This is a genomic window from Phreatobacter sp. (genome assembly GCF_052440005.1).
Lineage (GTDB): Bacteria > Pseudomonadota > Alphaproteobacteria > Rhizobiales > Phreatobacteraceae > Phreatobacter.
The window spans coordinates 1-18,094 of the sequence record NZ_JBQVQL010000089.1; the positions used below are offsets into that span (position 1 = coordinate 1).

Annotated in this window: 17 protein-coding genes; 10 read left to right on the top strand and 7 right to left on the bottom strand. The window is 69.7% G+C overall.

The window, feature by feature from the left end; translation table 11 throughout:
- From ACT6XY_RS18260 to ACT6XY_RS18285, 6 genes are all read left to right on the top strand, one after another.
- A partial coding sequence (locus ACT6XY_RS18260; protein ID WP_444749747.1) for an EscU/YscU/HrcU family type III secretion system export apparatus switch protein occupies positions 1–308 on the top strand: 308 nt, incomplete at its 5' end.
- Positions 309–411: 103 nt separating this feature from the next.
- Positions 412–2,145, top strand: coding sequence for an AMP-binding protein (locus ACT6XY_RS18265; protein WP_444749748.1), 1,734 nt, complete (start codon positions 412–414; stop codon positions 2,143–2,145).
- A gap of 93 nt (positions 2,146–2,238) precedes the next feature.
- On the top strand, positions 2,239–2,895 hold the full coding sequence (gene nthA, locus ACT6XY_RS18270) for a nitrile hydratase subunit alpha (protein ID WP_444749749.1): 657 nt from the start codon (positions 2,239–2,241) through the stop codon (positions 2,893–2,895).
- Positions 2,892–3,554, top strand: coding sequence for a nitrile hydratase subunit beta (gene nthB / locus ACT6XY_RS18275; protein ID WP_444749750.1), 663 nt, complete (start codon positions 2,892–2,894; stop codon positions 3,552–3,554). The genes nthA and nthB overlap by 4 nt, the downstream gene beginning before the upstream one ends.
- Positions 3,551–3,919 (top strand): nitrile hydratase accessory protein, encoded by a 369-nt coding sequence (locus tag ACT6XY_RS18280; protein WP_444749751.1) that lies wholly within the window; start codon positions 3,551–3,553, stop codon positions 3,917–3,919. Before nthB ends, ACT6XY_RS18280 begins: the two co-directional genes overlap by 4 nt.
- Before the next feature lie 165 nt (positions 3,920–4,084).
- Entirely contained in the window at positions 4,085–4,450 is a 366-nt protein-coding gene (locus ACT6XY_RS18285; RefSeq protein WP_444749752.1) for a hypothetical protein, read from the top strand.
- Between the two features lie 39 nt (positions 4,451–4,489).
- Here the strand turns inward: ACT6XY_RS18285 and ACT6XY_RS18290 are convergent, their stop codons facing one another.
- The 4 genes from ACT6XY_RS18290 to ACT6XY_RS18305 form a co-directional block, all read right to left on the bottom strand.
- Positions 4,490–4,816, bottom strand: a complete 327-nt coding sequence (locus ACT6XY_RS18290; protein ID WP_444749753.1) for an NIPSNAP family protein — start codon at positions 4,814–4,816, stop codon at positions 4,490–4,492.
- A gap of 90 nt (positions 4,817–4,906) precedes the next feature.
- Positions 4,907–5,917, bottom strand: a complete 1,011-nt coding sequence (locus ACT6XY_RS18295; RefSeq protein ID WP_444749754.1) for an alpha/beta fold hydrolase — start codon at positions 5,915–5,917, stop codon at positions 4,907–4,909.
- Positions 5,918–6,111: 194 nt separating this feature from the next.
- Positions 6,112–7,734, bottom strand: coding sequence for an ABC-F family ATP-binding cassette domain-containing protein (locus tag ACT6XY_RS18300; RefSeq protein ID WP_444749755.1), 1,623 nt, complete (start codon positions 7,732–7,734; stop codon positions 6,112–6,114).
- Between the two features lie 128 nt (positions 7,735–7,862).
- Entirely contained in the window at positions 7,863–8,393 is a 531-nt protein-coding gene (locus tag ACT6XY_RS18305; protein ID WP_444749756.1) for a DUF3617 domain-containing protein, read from the bottom strand.
- Between the two features lie 365 nt (positions 8,394–8,758).
- Between ACT6XY_RS18305 and ACT6XY_RS18310 the strand changes: the two genes are divergently transcribed.
- Together ACT6XY_RS18310 and ACT6XY_RS18315 are read left to right on the top strand one after the other, a co-directional pair.
- Positions 8,759–9,232 (top strand): NUDIX hydrolase, encoded by a 474-nt coding sequence (locus tag ACT6XY_RS18310; protein WP_444749757.1) that lies wholly within the window; start codon positions 8,759–8,761, stop codon positions 9,230–9,232.
- A gap of 94 nt (positions 9,233–9,326) precedes the next feature.
- Positions 9,327–10,610 carry a flavin-dependent oxidoreductase gene (locus ACT6XY_RS18315; protein WP_444749758.1) on the top strand — a complete coding sequence of 428 codons (1,284 nt, stop codon included), beginning with the start codon at positions 9,327–9,329 and terminating at the stop codon, positions 10,608–10,610.
- On the opposite strand, the gene ACT6XY_RS18320 is transcribed toward ACT6XY_RS18315, so the two are convergent.
- The 3 genes from ACT6XY_RS18320 to ACT6XY_RS18330 form a co-directional block, all read right to left on the bottom strand.
- Positions 10,607–11,389 carry an SDR family NAD(P)-dependent oxidoreductase gene (locus tag ACT6XY_RS18320; protein ID WP_444749759.1) on the bottom strand — a complete coding sequence of 261 codons (783 nt, stop codon included), beginning with the start codon at positions 11,387–11,389 and terminating at the stop codon, positions 10,607–10,609. The two genes, ACT6XY_RS18315 and ACT6XY_RS18320, sit on opposite strands and share 4 nt — an antisense overlap.
- A gap of 99 nt (positions 11,390–11,488) precedes the next feature.
- The gene (locus tag ACT6XY_RS18325) at positions 11,489–14,554 is read right to left on the bottom strand and encodes an efflux RND transporter permease subunit (protein ID WP_444749760.1); all 3,066 of its coding nucleotides are present in this window, start codon (positions 14,552–14,554) and stop codon (positions 11,489–11,491) included.
- Positions 14,551–15,723, bottom strand: coding sequence for an efflux RND transporter periplasmic adaptor subunit (locus ACT6XY_RS18330; protein ID WP_444749761.1), 1,173 nt, complete (start codon positions 15,721–15,723; stop codon positions 14,551–14,553). Before ACT6XY_RS18330 ends, ACT6XY_RS18325 begins: the two co-directional genes overlap by 4 nt.
- 290 nt (positions 15,724–16,013) lie before the next feature.
- Here ACT6XY_RS18330 and ACT6XY_RS18335 point away from each other — a divergent pair, with 290 nt between their 5' ends.
- Both ACT6XY_RS18335 and ACT6XY_RS18340 read left to right on the top strand, forming a co-directional pair.
- A complete protein-coding gene (locus ACT6XY_RS18335; RefSeq protein WP_444749762.1) occupies positions 16,014–17,282 on the top strand; it encodes a metallophosphoesterase family protein in 1,269 nt (422 codons plus the stop codon).
- A partial coding sequence (locus ACT6XY_RS18340; RefSeq protein ID WP_444749763.1) for an ATP-binding protein occupies positions 17,282–18,094 on the top strand: 813 nt, incomplete at its 3' end. The genes ACT6XY_RS18335 and ACT6XY_RS18340, both read left to right, overlap by 1 nt.

The following is an 18,094-nucleotide window of genomic DNA, read 5'->3' on the forward strand; positions in this document are numbered from 1 at the left end:
CCGCGCCATCGCCTGGACCTCTCGTCATGAGCGCCGGCGAGGCTCCGCCCCGCCCCACCGTCGCGGTGGCGCTGGAATACGACATGGGCAAGGACGCGGCGCCCCGGGTCACGGCCTCCGGCCGCGGCCTCATCGCCGAGAAGATCATCGCCACGGCCCGCGAGCACGGTGTCGCCGTCGAGGGCAATCCGCTGCTGGCCGAGGCCCTTTCGGGGGTCGCCATCGACGACCATATTCCCGAAGAGCTCTACCGGGCCGTGGCCGAGGTCATCGGCTTCGTGCTGCGCGCCGCCGGAAAGCTGCGCTAGTCCGGCCGCAGGCGGCCCCTCCCCGGCGTGGCATTAAGCCGGCTGGCGGGCCCAGCGCCGTTGGATTATAGGCTGAGACCAAAGACGATACGGGGAGGATGGCATGACACACGTCGACAGCGCGCCCGCGAGGCCGTGGACGAAGTTCTATTCGGTCGGCATGCGTCACACGATCGACGAGGCCCCCCATCCGAACCTCGCCGCGATGGTCCGCTCCGTCGCGCGCACCTACGGCGCCAAGACCGCCTTCTCCCTCTGCCTGCCCAACGGCATGGGCGGCTCGCTCAGCTACGCCGACATCGACCGGCTGTCGGACGACTTCGCCGTCTACCTCCGCGAGGTCCTGAAGCTCGAGGCCGGCGCCCGCGTCGCCCTGCAGACGCCCAATGCCCTCGCCTTCCCGATCGTCGCCTTCGGCGTGTTCAAGGCCGGCTGCGTCCTCATCAACATCAACCCGCTCTACACGGCGGAGGAGATGGGCAACGTCTTCGCCGACGGCGATCCGGACCTGCTCGTCATCATCGACATGTTCGCCGACAAGCTCCCGGCAGCCTTCTCGCGGCACAAGGTGCGCAACGTCGTCGTCTCCTCAATCACCGACTTCATGCCCTGGCTGCAGGGAACGCTGGTTGGCCTCGTGCAGAAGTACAAGGACAAGTCGGTGAAGCCGGTTCCGGTGGAGCACACCACCTTCCGCGCAGCTCTCGCGGCCGGCGAGGCCCGCAAGAGCGGGGTCAAGGTCTCCGCCTATGCCGAGACGGTCGGGCTCGATACGCTCGCCGTCCTGCAATACACGGGTGGCACGACCGGCGTCTCCAAGGGCGCCATGCTGACCCACGGCAACCTCGTCATGAACATGGCGCAGTCGCTGGAGATGGTCGCGTCGAACATGGTCCGGGGCGAGGAGACCATCCTCACCGCGCTTCCGCTCTACCACATCTTCGCCTTCACGGTGAACATGCTGGGCTACTGGGTGCTCGGCGCCCACAACGTGCTGGTGCCCAATCCGCGGCCGCTGACCAACCTGCAGAAGGCCTTCGAGAAGTACCCGATCTCGACGCTGACGGGCGTCAACACCCTGTTCAACGGCCTCAACAACGAGCCCTGGTTCCGCGACAACCCGCCCAAGGCCCTGAAGAGCTCCTGCGCCGGCGGCATGGCCCTGCAGGACGCCGTCGCCAAGCGCTGGCGCGAGGTCACCGGCACGCCCGTGATCGAGGGCTACGGCCTGACGGAATCCTCCCCCGTCCTCACCTTCAATCCGCTGGACGCGGTGAAGGAAGGAACGATCGGCGTGCCCGTCCCGTCCACCGACATCAAGTGCGTGGACGACGAGGGCAAGGAAGTCCCGCATGGCCAGCCCGGCGAGCTCATCGCCCGCGGCCCACAGATCATGGCCGGCTACTGGCGCAAGCCCGACGAGACCGCCCGCACGGTGCGCGACGGCTGGCTCTACACCGGCGACATCGCGGTCCAGGACGAGGACGGCTATTTCAGCATCGTCGACCGCAAGAAGGACATGGTGCTGGTCTCCGGCTTCAACGTCTTCCCCAACGAGGTCGAGGACACGCTGGCCAAGCACCCCGCCATCCTCGAGGTCGCCGTGGTCGGTGTGCCTGACGGGGCTGCCGGCGAGGCGGTGAAGGCCTTCGTGGTCAAGAAGCCCGACGTCGACGTCACGGTCGAGGAGATCCGCGCCTTCTGCAAGGAGCACCTGACCGGCTACAAGGTGCCCAAGCTCGTCGAGTTCCGCACAGAACTGCCGAAGTCCAACGTCGGCAAGATCCTGCGCAAGGACCTGCGGGCCGAGGAAATCGCCCGGGCCCCGAAGGCCTGACGCGCAACGTCGTGCGGCGGCGGTCGCGAGTGAGCGGCCGACTTTTTCTGACGCCGGAGCCGCGCTAGCCTCCGGCGGGTTGAGAGGCGCGTCATGAGCGATCACGATCACCACGACCATCACCATCACGACCATCACCACGACCACGATCACGACCACAGCGAACTCTCCGCCATGGACGCCAGGGTCAGGGCGCTGGAGACGATCCTGGTCGAGAAGGGCTACGTCGATCCGGCCGCCCTCGACGTGCTGATCGAGACCTACGAGACGAAGGTCGGGCCGCACAACGGCGCCCGCGTCGTGGCGAAGAGCTGGGTCGACCCGGGCTACCGCGCCCGCCTCCTCGCCGACGCGACCGCAGCCGTCGCCGAACTCGGCTATGCCGGCCGCCAGGGCGAGCATCTGGTGGCGGTGGAGAACACCGCGGACACCCACAACATGGTCGTCTGCACCCTGTGCTCCTGCTACCCCTGGCCGGTGCTCGGCCTGCCGCCGGTCTGGTACAAGTCGGCGCCCTACCGCGCCAAGGCGGTGCGCGACCCGCGCGGCGTGCTCGCCGATTTCGGCGTGACGCTGCCCACGGCCAAGGCGATCAAGGTCTGGGATTCCACCGCCGAGATCCGCTACCTCGTGGTCCCCGAGCGCCCCCCCGGCACCGAGGGCTGGGACGAGGCCCGTCTCGCCGACCTCGTCACCCGCGATTCGATGATCGGCACCGGCCTGCCGCGGGCTCCGGGAGCCGCCGCATGACCTACGTGACCCATGCCGATCTCGGCGGCCGTCTCGGCCTCGGCCCCGTCGTGCCGGAACGCGACGAGCCGCTGTTCCACGCCCCCTGGGAGGCGCGGGCCCTGGCTCTGACCCTCGCCATGGGCGCCACCGGCTCCTGGAACATCGACCAGTCGCGCGCCGCCCGCGAGCAGCAGCCCGGCTATCTCGGCATGAGCTATTACGAGGTCTGGACCGGCGGTCTGGAGCGCCTGATGGCCGACCGCGGTCTCGTCACCGCGGCCGACCTCGCCGCCGGACGCGCCGTCGATCCGGCGAGGCCGGTGACGCGGGTCCTGACCGCTGACAACGTCCCCGCCGTGCTGGCGCGCGGCGGCCCGACCGAGCGCCCGTCCGCCGTCCCCGCCCGCTTCGCCGTCGGCGAGCGCGTCAGGACCGCCACCATGCCCGAACCGAAGGGCCACACCCGCCTGCCGCGCTACGTCCAGGGCAAGACGGGCACGGTGACCCATCTCCACGGCGTCCATGTCTTCGCCGACTCCAATGCCACCGGCACGGGCGAGGCGCCGGAATGGCTCTACACCGTCCGCTTCGACGGGCAGGAGCTCTTCGGCGCCGAGGCCGATCCCGCCTCCAGCGTCTCGGTCGACGCCTGGGACAGCTACCTGAGCCCGGCATGACGACCCTCCCCGCGCCGGACCTCGCCGCCCTCCCCCACATCCCCTGCGACGCCGAGGGCCCGGTCTTCCGCGAACCCTGGGAGGCCCACGCCTTCGCCCTCGCCGTGACCCTGCACCAGAAGGGCCTGTTCACCTGGGGTGAGTGGGCGGAAACGCTGTCGGCGGAGATCCGCGCCGCCCAAGCGGCCGGCGATCCCGACACCGGCGAGACCTACTACAGCCACTGGATTCGGGCGCTCGAACGGCTGGTGATCGCCCGCGGGGTCACCACGGGTCCGGCCATCGACGACACCACTGCAGCCTGGCACAGGGCCGCCGAGGCGACCCCGCACGGACAGCCCATCGTGCTGCCGTCCCGCCCCTGAGGCCCTGCCGGTATCCTGGAACGAGGCGCGATGGCCTAGGCCATCGGCAGGCCGCTGCGACCGATTGACCCTGGGTGAGCCTGCTGTGCAGGGTGCGCGCCGGTGCACCCCTGTTCACCTCCGCACCCCTTGTTCTTGCACCAGCGGAGGGCACGAGACATCCACATGCGCGCTTTCCTCATCGCGGCCCTGGCCGCCATCACCCTGCTCGTCGCCGGCGACGTCCACGCCCAGTCCCGCCAGGACTTCGTCCTGATCAACCGCACCGGCTACACGATCGAGGAGGTCTATGTCAGTCCTTCCCGCGTCACCGCCTGGGGCAACGACGTTCTCGGCGCCGACACGCTGGGCAATGCGCGGCAGGTCACGGTCCGCTTCAACGGCAGCACCACCGAGTGCAGCTTCGACATCAAGGTCGTCTATGACGACAAGGAGACCGCGGAGTTCCGCGGCGTCGACCTCTGCACCGTCAGCAAGGTGACGCTGTTCTACAACCGGTCGGCCGGCACCACCCGCTTCACTGCCGAGTGATCTTTCGGGGCGGGCTCGCGAGAGCCCGCCCCGCTTTCCTCACTTCACCGAGGAAAAGGCCGTCGGCGCCAGGAACGAGCTCTCGACATTGGCGATGATCGGCCCGTCGGCCTCGCTCTCGTTGCGCGCCGCGATCCAGGCCGGATCCTGCTGGAAAGCGCCCCACTTGGCCTCGCGCTCGGCCATGGATTCCCATGCCACCAGGTAGGTCAGGTCGTTGTTCGACGGACCGATGACGGTGGTGAAGAAGCCCGCCTGGCGGATGCCGTGCTTCTCCCAGAGCTTCAGCGTGTGGTTCTGGAAACGGGCGAGCAGCTTCGGCAGCCGGCCCGGCAGGCAGTTGTAGATTCGCAGTTCGTAGATCATCGGCGTTCCTTCCCTGATGGGAGGCACACCATGCCGCGCAGCCGCCGCCTTGGCCATCGGCGCCGGCGAATGGCCGGCCCCCGTTCGCGCTCAGCCGATGAGATCCGTCACCGCCTGCCGCAGCATGGCCTCGTCCTCGGGGTTCAGCGAGGGATTGCCGGCCCGGTGGCCCCAGATGGAAGGGATCGGCCTGAGCTCCGCATTCGGCATCTGCGCCGTCTCGATGGCGCCGTCCTCCACCGGGAAATAGAGGTCCGTCTCCGACGGCATGATGATCGAGGGCGCCGTGATGGCGCCGAGCGCGCGCTTCAGGTCGCCGCCGAACACCGCATTGTCGGAGATGTCGGAGGCCATCCAGGTCTCGATCATCGACAGGAGGTCGGCCGCATCGCGCCTCAGGAAATTCGCCTCCCAGCTGCGCACGAGGAAGTCCTCCAGCGACGAGAAGCCGACGGTCCGCCACACCTCCTGCCGGTAGAAGGCCTGGCTCATCGCCCAGCCGGCATAGACGCGGGCGAAGGCGCGCAGGCCCTTCACCGGGCGCTCGGTGAACCGTCCGTCGCGATAGGTACCGTCGGTTTTCAGCGTTGCCCGGATGCCCTCGAGAAAGACCTTGTTGTGCGGGCTGGTGCGCGCCGAGGTGCAGACCGCGCAGATGGCGCCGACCCGGTCGGGATGCAGCGCGCCCCAGTGCAGCGCCTGCTGGCCGCCCATCGACCAGCCGTAGACGAGGGCGAGGCGCTCGATGCCGAAGACCTCGCGGAGCAGGCGCTCCTGCGCGGCGACATTGTCGACATGGGTGAAGACCGGGTCGCGGCCGAGACCGAAGGGCTCGGGAAGGTTGCTCGGCGAGGAGGAGAGCCCGTTGCCGAACTGGTTGGGGATGATGATGAACCAGCGCTCCGGATCGAGCACCCGGCCGGGCCCGATCAGCCAGTCGACGTCGCTGTGATGGGCGCCGTAGGAGGTTGGGTAGAGGATGGCGTTGCTACGCGCGGCGTTCAGCGTGCCGTAGGTCTTGTAGGCGAGGCGCGCCAGGGGCAGCGTCAGCCCGCACTGCAGCGCGAAGGACTTCAGTTCGAAGATTTCGTGATCGGCCATTCCGTCCCCCTGCGGCGTATCCCCGACCTTAGGCGGGTGGCCGGGGAAAAGGGAGGCTGCCCGGGCCAGGGCAGCCTCCCGCGCGGGCCGGGGGGAGCGGCACGCGCATTCTCAGCCATGGGGGCTGGCTGGCGGGACCGGCACGCCGTGCGCGCCCGAACCTACGTGTTCTACGGAAGGGAGCCGGCGACGGATCAGCTGCGCAGGCCCGGCGCTTCCTGGCCGGTGCGGGCGACATAGTCGGTATAGCCGCCGCCATAGGCGTGGATGCCCTCCGGCGTCAGTTCCAGCACCCGGTTGGAGAGGGCGGCGAGGAAGTGCCGGTCGTGCGAGACGAAGAGCATGGTGCCCTCGTAGCCGGCCAGCGCCTTGATCAGCATCTCCTTGGTGGCCATGTCGAGGTGGTTGGTCGGCTCGTCCAGGACCAGGAAGTTCGGCGGATCGTAGAGCATGCGGGCCATCACCAGCCGCGCCTTCTCGCCGCCCGAGAGCACCCGGCAGCGCTTTTCCACGTCGTCGCCGGAGAAGCCGAAGCAGCCCGCCAGCGCCCTGAGCGAGCCCTGGCCCGCCTGGGGGAAGGCCTCCTCCAGCCACTGGAACACGGTCTGCTCGCCGTCCAGCAATTCCATGGCGTGCTGGGCGAAATAGCCCATCTTGATGCTCGCCCCGAGCGCCACCTGGCCGCTGTCCGGCTCGGTCGCACCGGTGACGAGCTTCAAGAGCGTCGACTTGCCCGCCCCGTTGACGCCCATGATCGCCCAGCGCTCGCGGCGGCGCACCTGGAAGTCGAGCCCCTCGTAGATCGTGCGGCTGCCGTAGCGCTTGTGGACGCCCTTCAGGCTGACCACGTCCTCGCCCGAGCGGGGCGCCGGCTGGAACTCGAACATCACCGTCTGGCGGCGGCGCGGCGGCTCGACGCGGTCGATCTTGTCCAGCTTCTTCACCCGGCTCTGCACCTGCGCGGCATGGGAGGCCCGGGCCTTGAACCGCTCGATGAAGGCGATCTCCTTGGCGAGCATCGCCTGCTGGCGCTCGAACTGCGCCTGCTGCTGCTTCTCGGCGAGCGCGCGCTGCTGCTCGTAGAAGCCGTAGTCGCCCGAATAGGTGGTGAGTGAACCGCCATCGATCTCGATGATCTTGCCGACGATGCGGTTCATGAACTCGCGATCGTGCGAGGTCATCATCAGCGCGCCCTCGAAACCCTTGAGGAAGGCTTCCAGCCAGATCAGGCTCTCGATGTCGAGGTGGTTGGACGGCTCGTCGAGCAGCATCACGTCGGGACGCATCAACAGGATCCGGGCGAGCGCCACGCGCATCTTCCAGCCGCCCGAGAGCTTGCCGACGTCGCCTTCCATCATCTCTTCGGAGAAGCCGAGGCCGGCGAGGACCTCGCGCGCCCGCCCGTCCAGCGCATAGCCGTCGAGCTCCTCGAAACGACCCTGCACCTCACCGTAGCGGGTGATGATCTCGTCCATGCGGTCCGCCTGCTCGGGGTCGGCCATGGCCGCCTCCAGCGCCTTCAGCTCGGCGGCGACCTCGCTCACCGGGCCGGCCCCGTTCATCACCTCGGCCACGGCGCTCCGCCCGGCCATGTCGCCGACGTCCTGGCTGAAATAGCCGATGGTGACGCCGCGGTCGGTGGAGACCTGGCCCTCGTCGGGCGGCTCCTCGCCGGTGATCATGCGGAACAGTGTCGTCTTGCCGGCGCCGTTGGGGCCGACGAGGCCGATCTTCTCGCCCCGCTGCAGGGCGGCAGAGGCCTCAATGAAGACGATCTGCTTGCCGTTCTGCTTTCCGATGCTCTCGAGTCGAATCATACGCGTGGACTGCCCGGTGACTGGTGTTGCCGGGGGCCATACGCCATGCGGCCGCGGTGAGGAAGGGCGGCAGAGCGCGAAATCACGCAGTTGCGTGAACCATACGGGCTCCCTGCGCGTGCCGGCCCTCAGCGGCGCGGCGGCGGGGAGGCGGCGGCGCCGAGGCTGAGGATGTTGACCTTCTGGCCGCCCGTCTGGATGTCCCCCGGCACGAGGCCCCCCGAGCAGGTCGCCCCGCGCCAGCGGGCGTTCTGCACGATCATGGTCTGCTGCTGCGGCTGGCCGGGCATGGTGACGGTGCCCTCGATCCTGATGGAATAGGCGGTCTGGAAGTCGCCGCTCATCACCGAGCGCGAGACGGTGCGCATCGGGCCCATCTGGCAGTCGACGTCGACGTGATACTCCTGGCCGACCCGGCGCACCTGGTAACGCTGGCAGGTGCCGCCGGCGACGCCCAGCGCGAACTGCATCATCTGCCGCTCGGTCGCCGCGTCCGTACAGCTCTCCGCCTTGATTTCCGGCCCGCCCGCGCGGCCCTCGAGCAGCATGGTGAGCTCCCAATGGCCCGGACGGCGGTCCGGCAGGCTGTCGCCGGTCGGTTGCGCCATGGCTGGAGAGCACAGGACCAGCAGGAGGCAGAGGCTGGGGCGGATGGACATGGGGATCTCCGGCGGACAACCGGCTCGACGGCCGGCGCGCTGGATGTTCGGGACGCAGCATTTCAGAACGACGTCAGGCGCCGCGCTCCTCCGCTTCATGCTGCCCACCGAACGCCCTGCGAAGAGGCGCAACATCCGCCGTCCCCCGATGTACCCCCGCAGCAGCAAAAGGAACGAAACCGGCAGGACTGGATTTTTCCTTTCCACCGCAATGCGATGGGACTTTGTATGACGAATCTGTAACAGAATACCGAAACGGCGCCTTGAGCCGGCCATGTAGGTCTGCGATCTGTGGCCCGTGCCGCCGAGGGGCGTCTGGAAAGGCCATTCACATGCAGGCGGCGGACCGCAGGGAGACCACGGCGATGGATGAGGAGCCGGACGCCGGACCGGCCGGCGTCGACCGCGCAACTCCCGACGAGCGCAACCGCCTCCAGTTCGCGGCCCTGCCCTATCGCGTTGCCGCGGAGGGCGGCCTCGAAATCCTGCTCATCACCTCCCGCAGCACGCGTCGCTGGATCATTCCCAAGGGCTGGCCCATGGGCAAGCGACCAGCCCACAAGGTCGCGGCGCAGGAAGCGGCCGAGGAGGCCGGCGTCGAGGGCAAGATCGGCAAGCGGGCGATCGGGTCCTACCACTATGACAAGGTGCTCTCGACCGGCGCCGTCGCGCGCTGCCGGGTCGAGGTCTACGCGCTCGAGGTACGGCGGCAGAACTCGGCCTGGCCGGAGCGCAAGCGCCGCGAGCGCCGCTGGATGGATGTCGCCGAGGCAGCCGCCCTGATCGACGACGTCGAACTGGCGCCGCTCATCCGCGGCTTTGCGCCCCCCGGCGGATAGGGACTGGCCGCGCCCGCCGGAAATCGCTAAGGGCGAGGGGAGAGGCGGCGGTAACCGCCCTGACGTTTCTTCTGTCCCTGCGAGCCGAGTTGCCATGACCGACCCATCCGTCATCATCGCCGGCGGCGGCATCGGCGGCCTCGTCACGGCGCTGACGCTCCACCAGATCGGCGTGCCCTGCACCGTGTATGAAAGCGTGCGCGAGATGCGCCCGCTCGGCGTCGGCATCAACCTGCAACCCAACGCCGTGCGCGAACTCGGCGACCTCGGCATCGGCGATGGCGATCTCGACCGGGTGGGCCTGCCTGCGAAGGAATGGGCGCTGGTGGGCCTCAACGGCAACGACATCTATGCCGAACCGCGCGGGCTCCTCGCCGGCTACAACTGGCCGCAATATGCCGTGCATCGCGGCCTTCTGCACATGCTGCTGCACGACAAGGTGGTGGAGCGGCTCGGGCCGGATGCCGTCAGGCTCGGCCGGCAGGTCAAGGGCTATCGCAGGCAGGACGACGGCGTCACCGCCTTCGTCGAGGCGGCGGACGGCAGCCGCTCGGAGGAGCACGGCACGCTGCTGATCGGCGCCGACGGCATCCACTCTGCCGTCCGCGCGCAGATGCACCCCGACCAGCCGCCGATCCACTGGGGCGGCGCGCTGATGTGGCGCGGCACCAGCCGGGGCCGGCCGATCCGCACCGGCGCCTCCTTCATCGGCCTCGGCACCCACCGCCACCGCGTCGTCGTCTATCCGATCTCGCCTCCCGGCGCCGACGGCCTCGCCACCATCAACTGGATCGCCGAGGTGGTGGTCGACAATTCCGAGGGCTGGAAGCAGCGCGGCTGGTTCCGCGAGGTCGGCATCGACGAATTCGCCCACCACTTCGCCGACTGGCGCTGGGACTGGCTCGACGTCCCCGCCCTGATCCGCGGCGCCGACAAGGTCTACGAGAACCCGATGATCGACCGCGACCCCGTGCCGACCTGGCAGGACGGGCCGGTGGCGCTGCTCGGCGACGCGGCCCACGCCATGTATCCGACGGGCTCCAACGGCGCGAGCCAGGCCATCGTCGACGCCCGCGTCCTCGGCGCGGCCATCGTCGCGCACGGGGTCAACGCCGAGGCGCTTGCCGCCTATGATCAGAAGCTCTGCGCGCCGATCTCGCAGGTGGTGCTGCGCAACCGCGGCGCCGGCCCCTTCGGCCTCCTCAACCTCGTCGACGAGCGTTGCGGCGGCACCTTCGACGACATCGACGCCGTCGTTCCCGCCGCCGAGCGCACCGCCTTCATGGCGGGCTACAAGGCCGCCGCGGGCTTTGCCGTCGAGCAGCTCAACGCAGCGGCGCCGACGATCCCGCCGGGCGCACGGGCCCGCCTCGCCTAGCCGTTCTGGCTGCGCCTGAGCGTCGGCAGGCCGATGCCGGCGGCGTCGAACCCGCCGTCCACGGCCAGCGTCTGGCCGGTGATGTAGCTCGCACCCGGGCCGCAGAGATAGACGATGGCGTCCGCCAGTTCCTCCGGCAGGCCGTAGCGGTTCAGCGGGATGGCGTCGTGGTAGTCGGCGCGGATCTCCGGCGAGTGGACCTTCTTCGCCATGGCCGTGTCGACCGGGCCCGGCGCCACCGCGTTGACGCGAATGCCGTAGCTGGCGAGCTCCACCGCCATCTGCTTCGTCAGGTGGCCGAGCCCCGCCTTCGACGTGCCGTAGGCGATGCGAAGCGTCGAGGCGCGGAGCGAGGAAATGGACGTGATGTTGACGATGGCGCCGCCCGTCTCGCGCATCAGCGGCACCGCCGCCTTGGTCATGATGAAGGGCCCCGTGAGGTTCACCGCCATCACCTCGTTCCAGGCCTCGAGCGGGGTATCCATCAGCGGACCGAAATGCGCGATGCCGGCATTGTTGACGAGGGCGTCGAGCCGCCCGAACCGGGCCGCGACGGCGGCGAGTGCCGCGTCGACATCGGCCGGTTTCGACACGTCCGCCGTCAGGGCGAGAATGCGGTCGGCGGCGCCGAGGCCGGCCGCTGACGCCGCGAGCACCGCACCGTTGACGTCGAGCATGGCGACCGACCACCCGTCGGCGAGGAAGCGGGTGGCCGTGGCGAGGCCGATGCCCTGCGCCGCGCCTGTGACGAGCGCGACGCGCTGATGGTCCTCACTCATGGGTCCTGTCCGTCCTGCTGCGATGGCTGGGGCGAGGAGACCTAGCACGCCACCCCGCCACCGGTCGCCCCGGCCGTCCGTCCGAGGCCGGAGGCGGGCCTATTCGGCAGGCTGGACCGCGCCCTCCGCCGGTGCGGGCGCCGCATGGCTGCGCGACAGGAGGCTGTAGGCGACCGGCACCACGTAGAGCGTGAGCAGCGTGCCGAAGGTCATGCCGCCGACGATGACCCAGCCGATCTGCGAGCGGCTCTCGGCACCCGCCCCCGTCGCGAGCGCCAGAGGCACCGCGCCGAGCACCATGGCTCCCGTCGTCATCAGGATGGGCCGCAGCCTGAGGATCGCCGCCTCCACCAGGGCCTCGCCCTTCTCGCGGCCCTCCTCGCGCAGCTGGTTGGCGAATTCCACGATGAGGATGCCGTGCTTGGTGATGAGCCCGATCAGCGTGATCAGTCCGATCTGGCTGTAGATGTTGAGCGAGCCTCCGGTCAGGGCGAGGGTCGCCAGTGCCCCGGTGATCGACAGGGGCACCGAGACCATGATGACGAAGGGATCAACGAAGCTCTCGAACTGGGCCGCCAGCACCAGGTAGATGAAGCCGAGCGCCAGCAGGAAGACCAGCACGATACTGGCGCCGGTCTGGCGGAATTCGCGGCTCTGCCCGCCATAATCGATCTGAACGGTGGGCGGCAGCACCTCGGCCGCCGCCGTCTCCAGCGCGGCGAGCGCGTCGCCCAGCGTATAGCCGGGCGCCGGGGTCGCCGTGATGGTGGCGGCGCGCAACTGGTTGAAGCGGTTGAGTTCGCGCGGGGCGATGGTCTCGGTCGCGGTCACCACGCTGGAGAGCTGCACCATATCGCCGCGTGAGGAGCGCACGTAGATCGCGCTGAGCACGTCGGGCGTCGCGCGTTCGGCATCCGCCACCTGGACCATCACATCGTACTGCTCGCCGTTCTGGGTGAAGCGGGTCACCTGCCGTCCGCCGAGGAGCGATTCCAGCGTCCGTCCGATCACCTCGATGGAAAGGCCGAGGTCGGCGACCCGTTGCCGGTCGATGTCGACGCGGATCTGCGGCTTGTTGAGGATGAGGTCGCTGTCGAGATTGGCCAGCGCCGGCGAGGCCGCCGCGGCTTCCAGCAGCCGGTCGGAATAGTCCTTGAGCTTCGCGTAGGGCTCCGAGGTGCGGATGACGAACTCGACCGGGCTGCCCTGCCGGCCGCCGCCCAGCGCCGGCGGATTGGCCGCGAACATGCGCACGCCCGGGATCTTCGCCAGCTCGCGGTTGATCTCTGTGACGATGTCCTGCTGGGAGCGGTCGCGCTCCTCCCAGGGCTTCAGCCGGGCGATGACGATGGCGCGGGTCACGTCGGGAAAGCCGACGATGGTGAAATAGGCCTGCACGTCCGGATGGGCCGCGAGCACCGGCTCGATGCGCCGCGCCTGGTCGGCGGTGAAGCTCAGCGTCGCGCCTTCCGGCGCCGTGCCCTGGGCGCGGATCGAACCCTGGTCCTCGACGGGAGAGAGTTCCGAGCGCAGCAGCGTGAAGGACCAGGCGCCGACACCGGCGGAACCCAGCGCGATCAGGATGACGAGCCAGCGGACGGAGAGGGCCGCCTCGAGCGAGCGCCGATAGCCGTTGGTCATGGCGACGAAGCCACGCTCCAGGATCATGTAGATGCGTCCGTGGGTCTCCTGCCGGCGCAGCAGCTTGGCGCACATGACCGGGGTCAGCGTCAGGGCGACGAAGCCGGAGACGACGACGGCACCGGCCAGCGTCAGGGCGAACTCGATGAAGAGCTTGCCGATGCGCCCCGTCGCGAAGGCCATGGGCGCATAGACCGCCACCAGCGTCAGCGTCATGGCGACGACGGCGAAGGCGATCTCGCGGATGCCGCGCATGGCGGCTGCGACCGGCTCCATGCCGTCCTCGATGTGGCGGTAGATGTTCTCCAGCACCACGATCGCGTCATCCACCACCATGCCGATCGCCAGCACCAGGGACAGAAGCGTCAGCGTGTTCACCGAGAAGCCGAAGACCAGCATCAGCGCGAAGGCGCCGATCAGCGAGATCGGGATGGTGACCAGCGGGATCAGCGTCGCCCGGAACGAGCGCAGGAAGAGGAGGATGATGAGAACGACCAGCACCACCGCCTCGGCGATGGTGACATAGACAGCGCTGATCGAGCGGGCGATGAAGACCGAGGAATCGAAGGAGAAGGCGAGCCGCATCGACGGCGGCAGGTCGTCGGAGATGGCCGGCAGCGCGCGCGTGACGCCCGCCGACACGTCCAGCGGATTGGCGGTGGCCTGCTTCACGATGCCGAGCGTCACCGACGGCACGCCGCCGAACCAGGCCGAACTGCGCTGGTCGCGCGGGCCGATCTCCACCTTCGCCACGTCGCCGAGCCGCACGGTCGCGCCGTTCTGCTCGCGCAGCACGATGGCGCGGAACTGTTGCGGCGTCGTCAGGCCCGTCTGCGTCAGCACCGTGAACTCCCGCGACTGGCTCTCGATCAGGCCGGCGGGGATTTCCACGTTCTGGGCGCGCAGCGCAGCCTCCACCTCCTGCACGGTGAGCTGGTAGGAAGCGAGCCGCGCGCGGTCGATCCAGATCCGCATGGCGAAGGTGCGCTGACCGAGGATGCGAACCTCGGAAACGCCCGTGACCGTCTGCAGGCGGTCGACGATGAAGCGGCTGGCGAAGTCGGTGAGCTCCAGCGCGCTCAGCCCCTGGCCGGTCAGCGACAGATAGATGACCGGCTGGGCATCGGCCTCCACCTTGGCGATGATCGGCTCCTCGATCTCGTCGGGCAGGCGCCCGCGCACCCGCGACACGCGGTCCCGGACGTCCGAGGCGGCGACATCCGGATTGATCTCGGGGCGGAAGCGCACGGAGATGTTGCTGGTCTGCTGGCGGCTCGCCGAGGTGATGATCTCGATGCCCTCGATGCCGGCGATCGAATCCTCCAGCACCTGGGTGACCTGCGTTTCCATGATCTCCGCGCTCGCCCCCTGGTAGGTGGTGCGCACCGAGACGATGGGCTCGTCGATATTGGGGAACTGCCGCACCGCGAGGCGCGAATAGGAGACCGCACCGATCAGCACCACGAGAATGCTGAGGACGGTGGAGAAGACGGGTCGCTGGACGAAGACCGCGAAGGGGTTCATCGCCGGCGCTCCGGCCGCACGGACGCGGTCGGTCCGGCGCTCGCCGGCGGCGCCGTGGACGGTGCCGGGGGCGGTTCGATGACGTTCACCGCCGCGCCGTCGCGCAGGCGGATCTGGCCGGCGGTGACCACCATATCTCCCGCCGCGATGCCCTGCGTAACCTCCACCTTGCCGTCGAACCGGCGGCCGGCGCTGATCGTCACCATGGACGCCCGGCCCTCGCGGACCACGTAGACCGCGAGATCCCGGCCCGACGCCGAGGCGACGAGCGCCGCTTCGGGAATGACCACGGCATCCTCGCGGACGGCGGTGGTGAGCGAGACACGGGCGAAAAGACCGGGCCGCAGCGCCCCGTCGGCATTGGGAATGGTCGCCCGCAGCCGCAGCGCCCGGCCCGAGGCGTCGATCACGGGGTCGATGGCATAGACCGCGCCGCTGTAGCGCTGGTCGGGGAAGGCGTCGACGCGCACGTCCACCGTCTGGCCGGCAGTGGCGGCACCGATGAACAGTTCGGGGATCGAGAAGTCGAGCTTGATCGGGTCGAGCTGGGTCAGTGTGGTGATCGCCTGCCCGGCCGGCACGATGTTGCCGACGCTGATGCTGCGCAGGCCGACCACGCCCGAGAAGGGCGCGGTGAGGGTCAGCTGCCGCAGCTTCGACTCGGCCGCCGCCACGTTGGCGCGCGCGACGGCGAGCTGCGCCGTCGCCTGTTCGAGGGCGACCTGCGTGCCGGCGCCGCGCTGGACGAGTGTCTGGCTGCGGTCATAGACGTCCTGCGCCAGGGAGAGGTTCGCCTCGGCCTGCCGCAGCTCCGCGGCGGCGATGGTCGCGTCGAGATCGACGAGCTTCGCGCCCTCCTCCACCCGCTGGCCCTCGCGGAAATGGAAGGCGACGATGCGCCCGGCGACCTCCGGAGCGATGTTGACCTGCTCGTTGGCCGCCAGCGTGCCGATGGCGTCGACCTGGTCGGCCACGCGCTCGCGCGCCGCCCGCGCCACCTCGACCGGCATGGCTCCGCCGGTGGGACGGCCCGGCCGCGCCGTCTCGGCAGCTCCGCCAGGCAGACCGAGACGGGAGAGGAAGGCGGGCTGCGTCCACCACAGGCCGGCCGCGACGGCGGCGAGGACGAACAGGGCGAGAGCGGATCGCCGCAAGGTCGATACGGTCATGAAGTCCTCTCGGTGGGGAAGCTGCTGCGCGACCGCATCGGGCGGAAGGGGTCGCGCCGGCAACGGTCTCGGACCGTCGGCGAGCAGGGGCGTCGGAGCCCGGCGCCGGGCAGTCCGACCCTCTCCAACAGGTGACGGGCGGATGTGTTCCCCCCATGGCGCAGGCCGGCGACATTGCGCCGCAGGCCTATCCGCGCCTTCGGCAGGCCCGCCGCCTGCGCTGTTGAGCAGCCCCGCGCAAAGGGGCAAGGTCGGGGGCCGATTCCGCGCCGGCCCGAGGATAGACCGCCTTGCCATTCCGCTTCGTCCACACCGCGGACATCCACCTGGATTCACCCCTGCGGTCGCTGGCGCTGCGCAATCCGGCGCTCGCCACCCTGATCGGCGATTCCACGCGGCAGGCCCTCGTCGCCATCGTCGACCTGTGCCTCGACCAGAAGGTGGATGCCCTGGTGATCGCCGGCGATCTCTACGACGGCGACCAGACCTCGATGAAGACGGCGCGTTTCCTCGCAACCCAGCTCGGGCGGCTCCACGAGGCTGGCATCGCCGTGTTCAAGGTGCGCGGCAACCACGACGCCCTGTCGAAGATCACGCAGGAGCTGATCCTGCCGCCCAGCGTGAAAGTCTTCGGCGGCCGCGGGGAGACGGTGGAGATCGCCGGCAAGGGTGTCGGCATCGCCGTCCACGGCATCAGCTTCTCGCGGCCCCATGCGCCCGAAAGCCTGGTGCCGAAGTTCCGCCAGCCGGTGGCCGATGCGGTGAACGTCGCCGTGATGCACACCAGCCTCGCCGGCGCGCCGGGCCACGACGTCTATGCGCCCTGCTCCCCCAGTGACCTTCACGGCTCGGGTTTCGACTACTGGGCGCTCGGCCATGTCCACGTGCGCAGCCACCATGCCGGCGCGCGCACCGTCGTCATGCCCGGCATGCCGCAGGGCCGCGACATCAACGAGGCCGGCCTGAAAACGGTCTCGCTCGTCACCGTCGGCGACGACCGCCGCATCACGGTCGAGGAATGGCCGACCAGCATCGCGCAGTTCGAGCGCATTCCCGTCGACCTCACGGGCATCGCCTCCTGGCGGGAGGCGGTGGACGCCATCGAGCAGGCCATCGGCCGCCAGCGCGACCGCACCGAGGCGCCACATCTCGTCGGCCGTCTGATGCTCTCGGGCGCAACGCCGCTCGCCTGGCGGCTCCGGCGCGACCGCGACCTGCTCACCACCGAGATCGAGCACCGCATCGAGGCCGGCGGTCGGACCTGGATCGACAAGATAGAGCTCGCGGTGGAGACGCCCGCCGCGCCGCGCGACACCGGCGCCGCCGATCCGGTCCGCGAGCTCGCCGACTTGCTGCGCGCCGGAGCGGCCGGCCAGCACGGCGTGCGCGAGGCGGTGCGCGACCTCGTCCGCGAGCTGCGCGACGACCTGCCGGGCGATGCCGGCGCCTTCTCCGGCGGCTCGGAGGAGGAATTCGAGGCTTTCGTCGAGACGCTGCTGGCGGAAGCGGGGGAGGACGTCCTCGCCCGGCTCGAGGCCGACGCCGGCGGAGAGCGCTGATGCGATTGCAGCGCCTCGACCTCGTCCGCTACGGCCGGTTCACCGACCGGGTCCTCGACTTCGGCGCTAAGCCGGCGGAGGGGCTCGATCTCCACGTCGTCTACGGCCCGAACGAGGCGGGCAAGTCCACCTCGCTCAACGGCTATCTCGACGTGCTCTTCGGCATCCAGGAGCAGAGCCGCTACGCCTTCCTCCATCCCTACGCATCGATGGAGGTGGGCGCGGCGCTGGAGTTCGACGGCGCCGTCCACGAGGTCCGCCGGATCAAACAGCGCACCCATTCCCTGCGCAACGCCAGGGGCGAGGTGCTGGCCCCCGCGCTGCTGGCGGGCCCGCTCGGCGGCCTCACCCGGGACAGCTACCGGATGATGTTCTCGCTCGACGACGAGACACTGGAGCTCGGCGGCGACGCCATCCTCGACAGCCAGGGCGACATCGGCGAGCTGCTCTTTTCCGCCAGCAGCGGCCTTGCTGAGCTGTCGCGCAAGCTCGACGAGGTCACCGATGAGGCGGACAAAATCTTCCGCAAGCGGGCGAGTTCCACGCACATCGCCGTTCTGAAGCGGCGGCACACCGACCTGAAGACAAAGCGCGACGAGGTCGACGTCCAGGCCTCCGAACATGCCCGGCTGGCGGAGAGCCTCGCGCGCGCGGAGGCGTCCTATGCCGGCGCGGCGAGGGACCTCGGCGTCGCACGCGCCCGCGCGGACGAGCTCAGGCGCATCCTCCGCGCGCTGCCCCTGCGCGCGCAGCGGGAAGGGCTCCTCGCCGACTTGGGGCCGCTGCGCGACCTGCCGCGCCCGCCCGCGCAC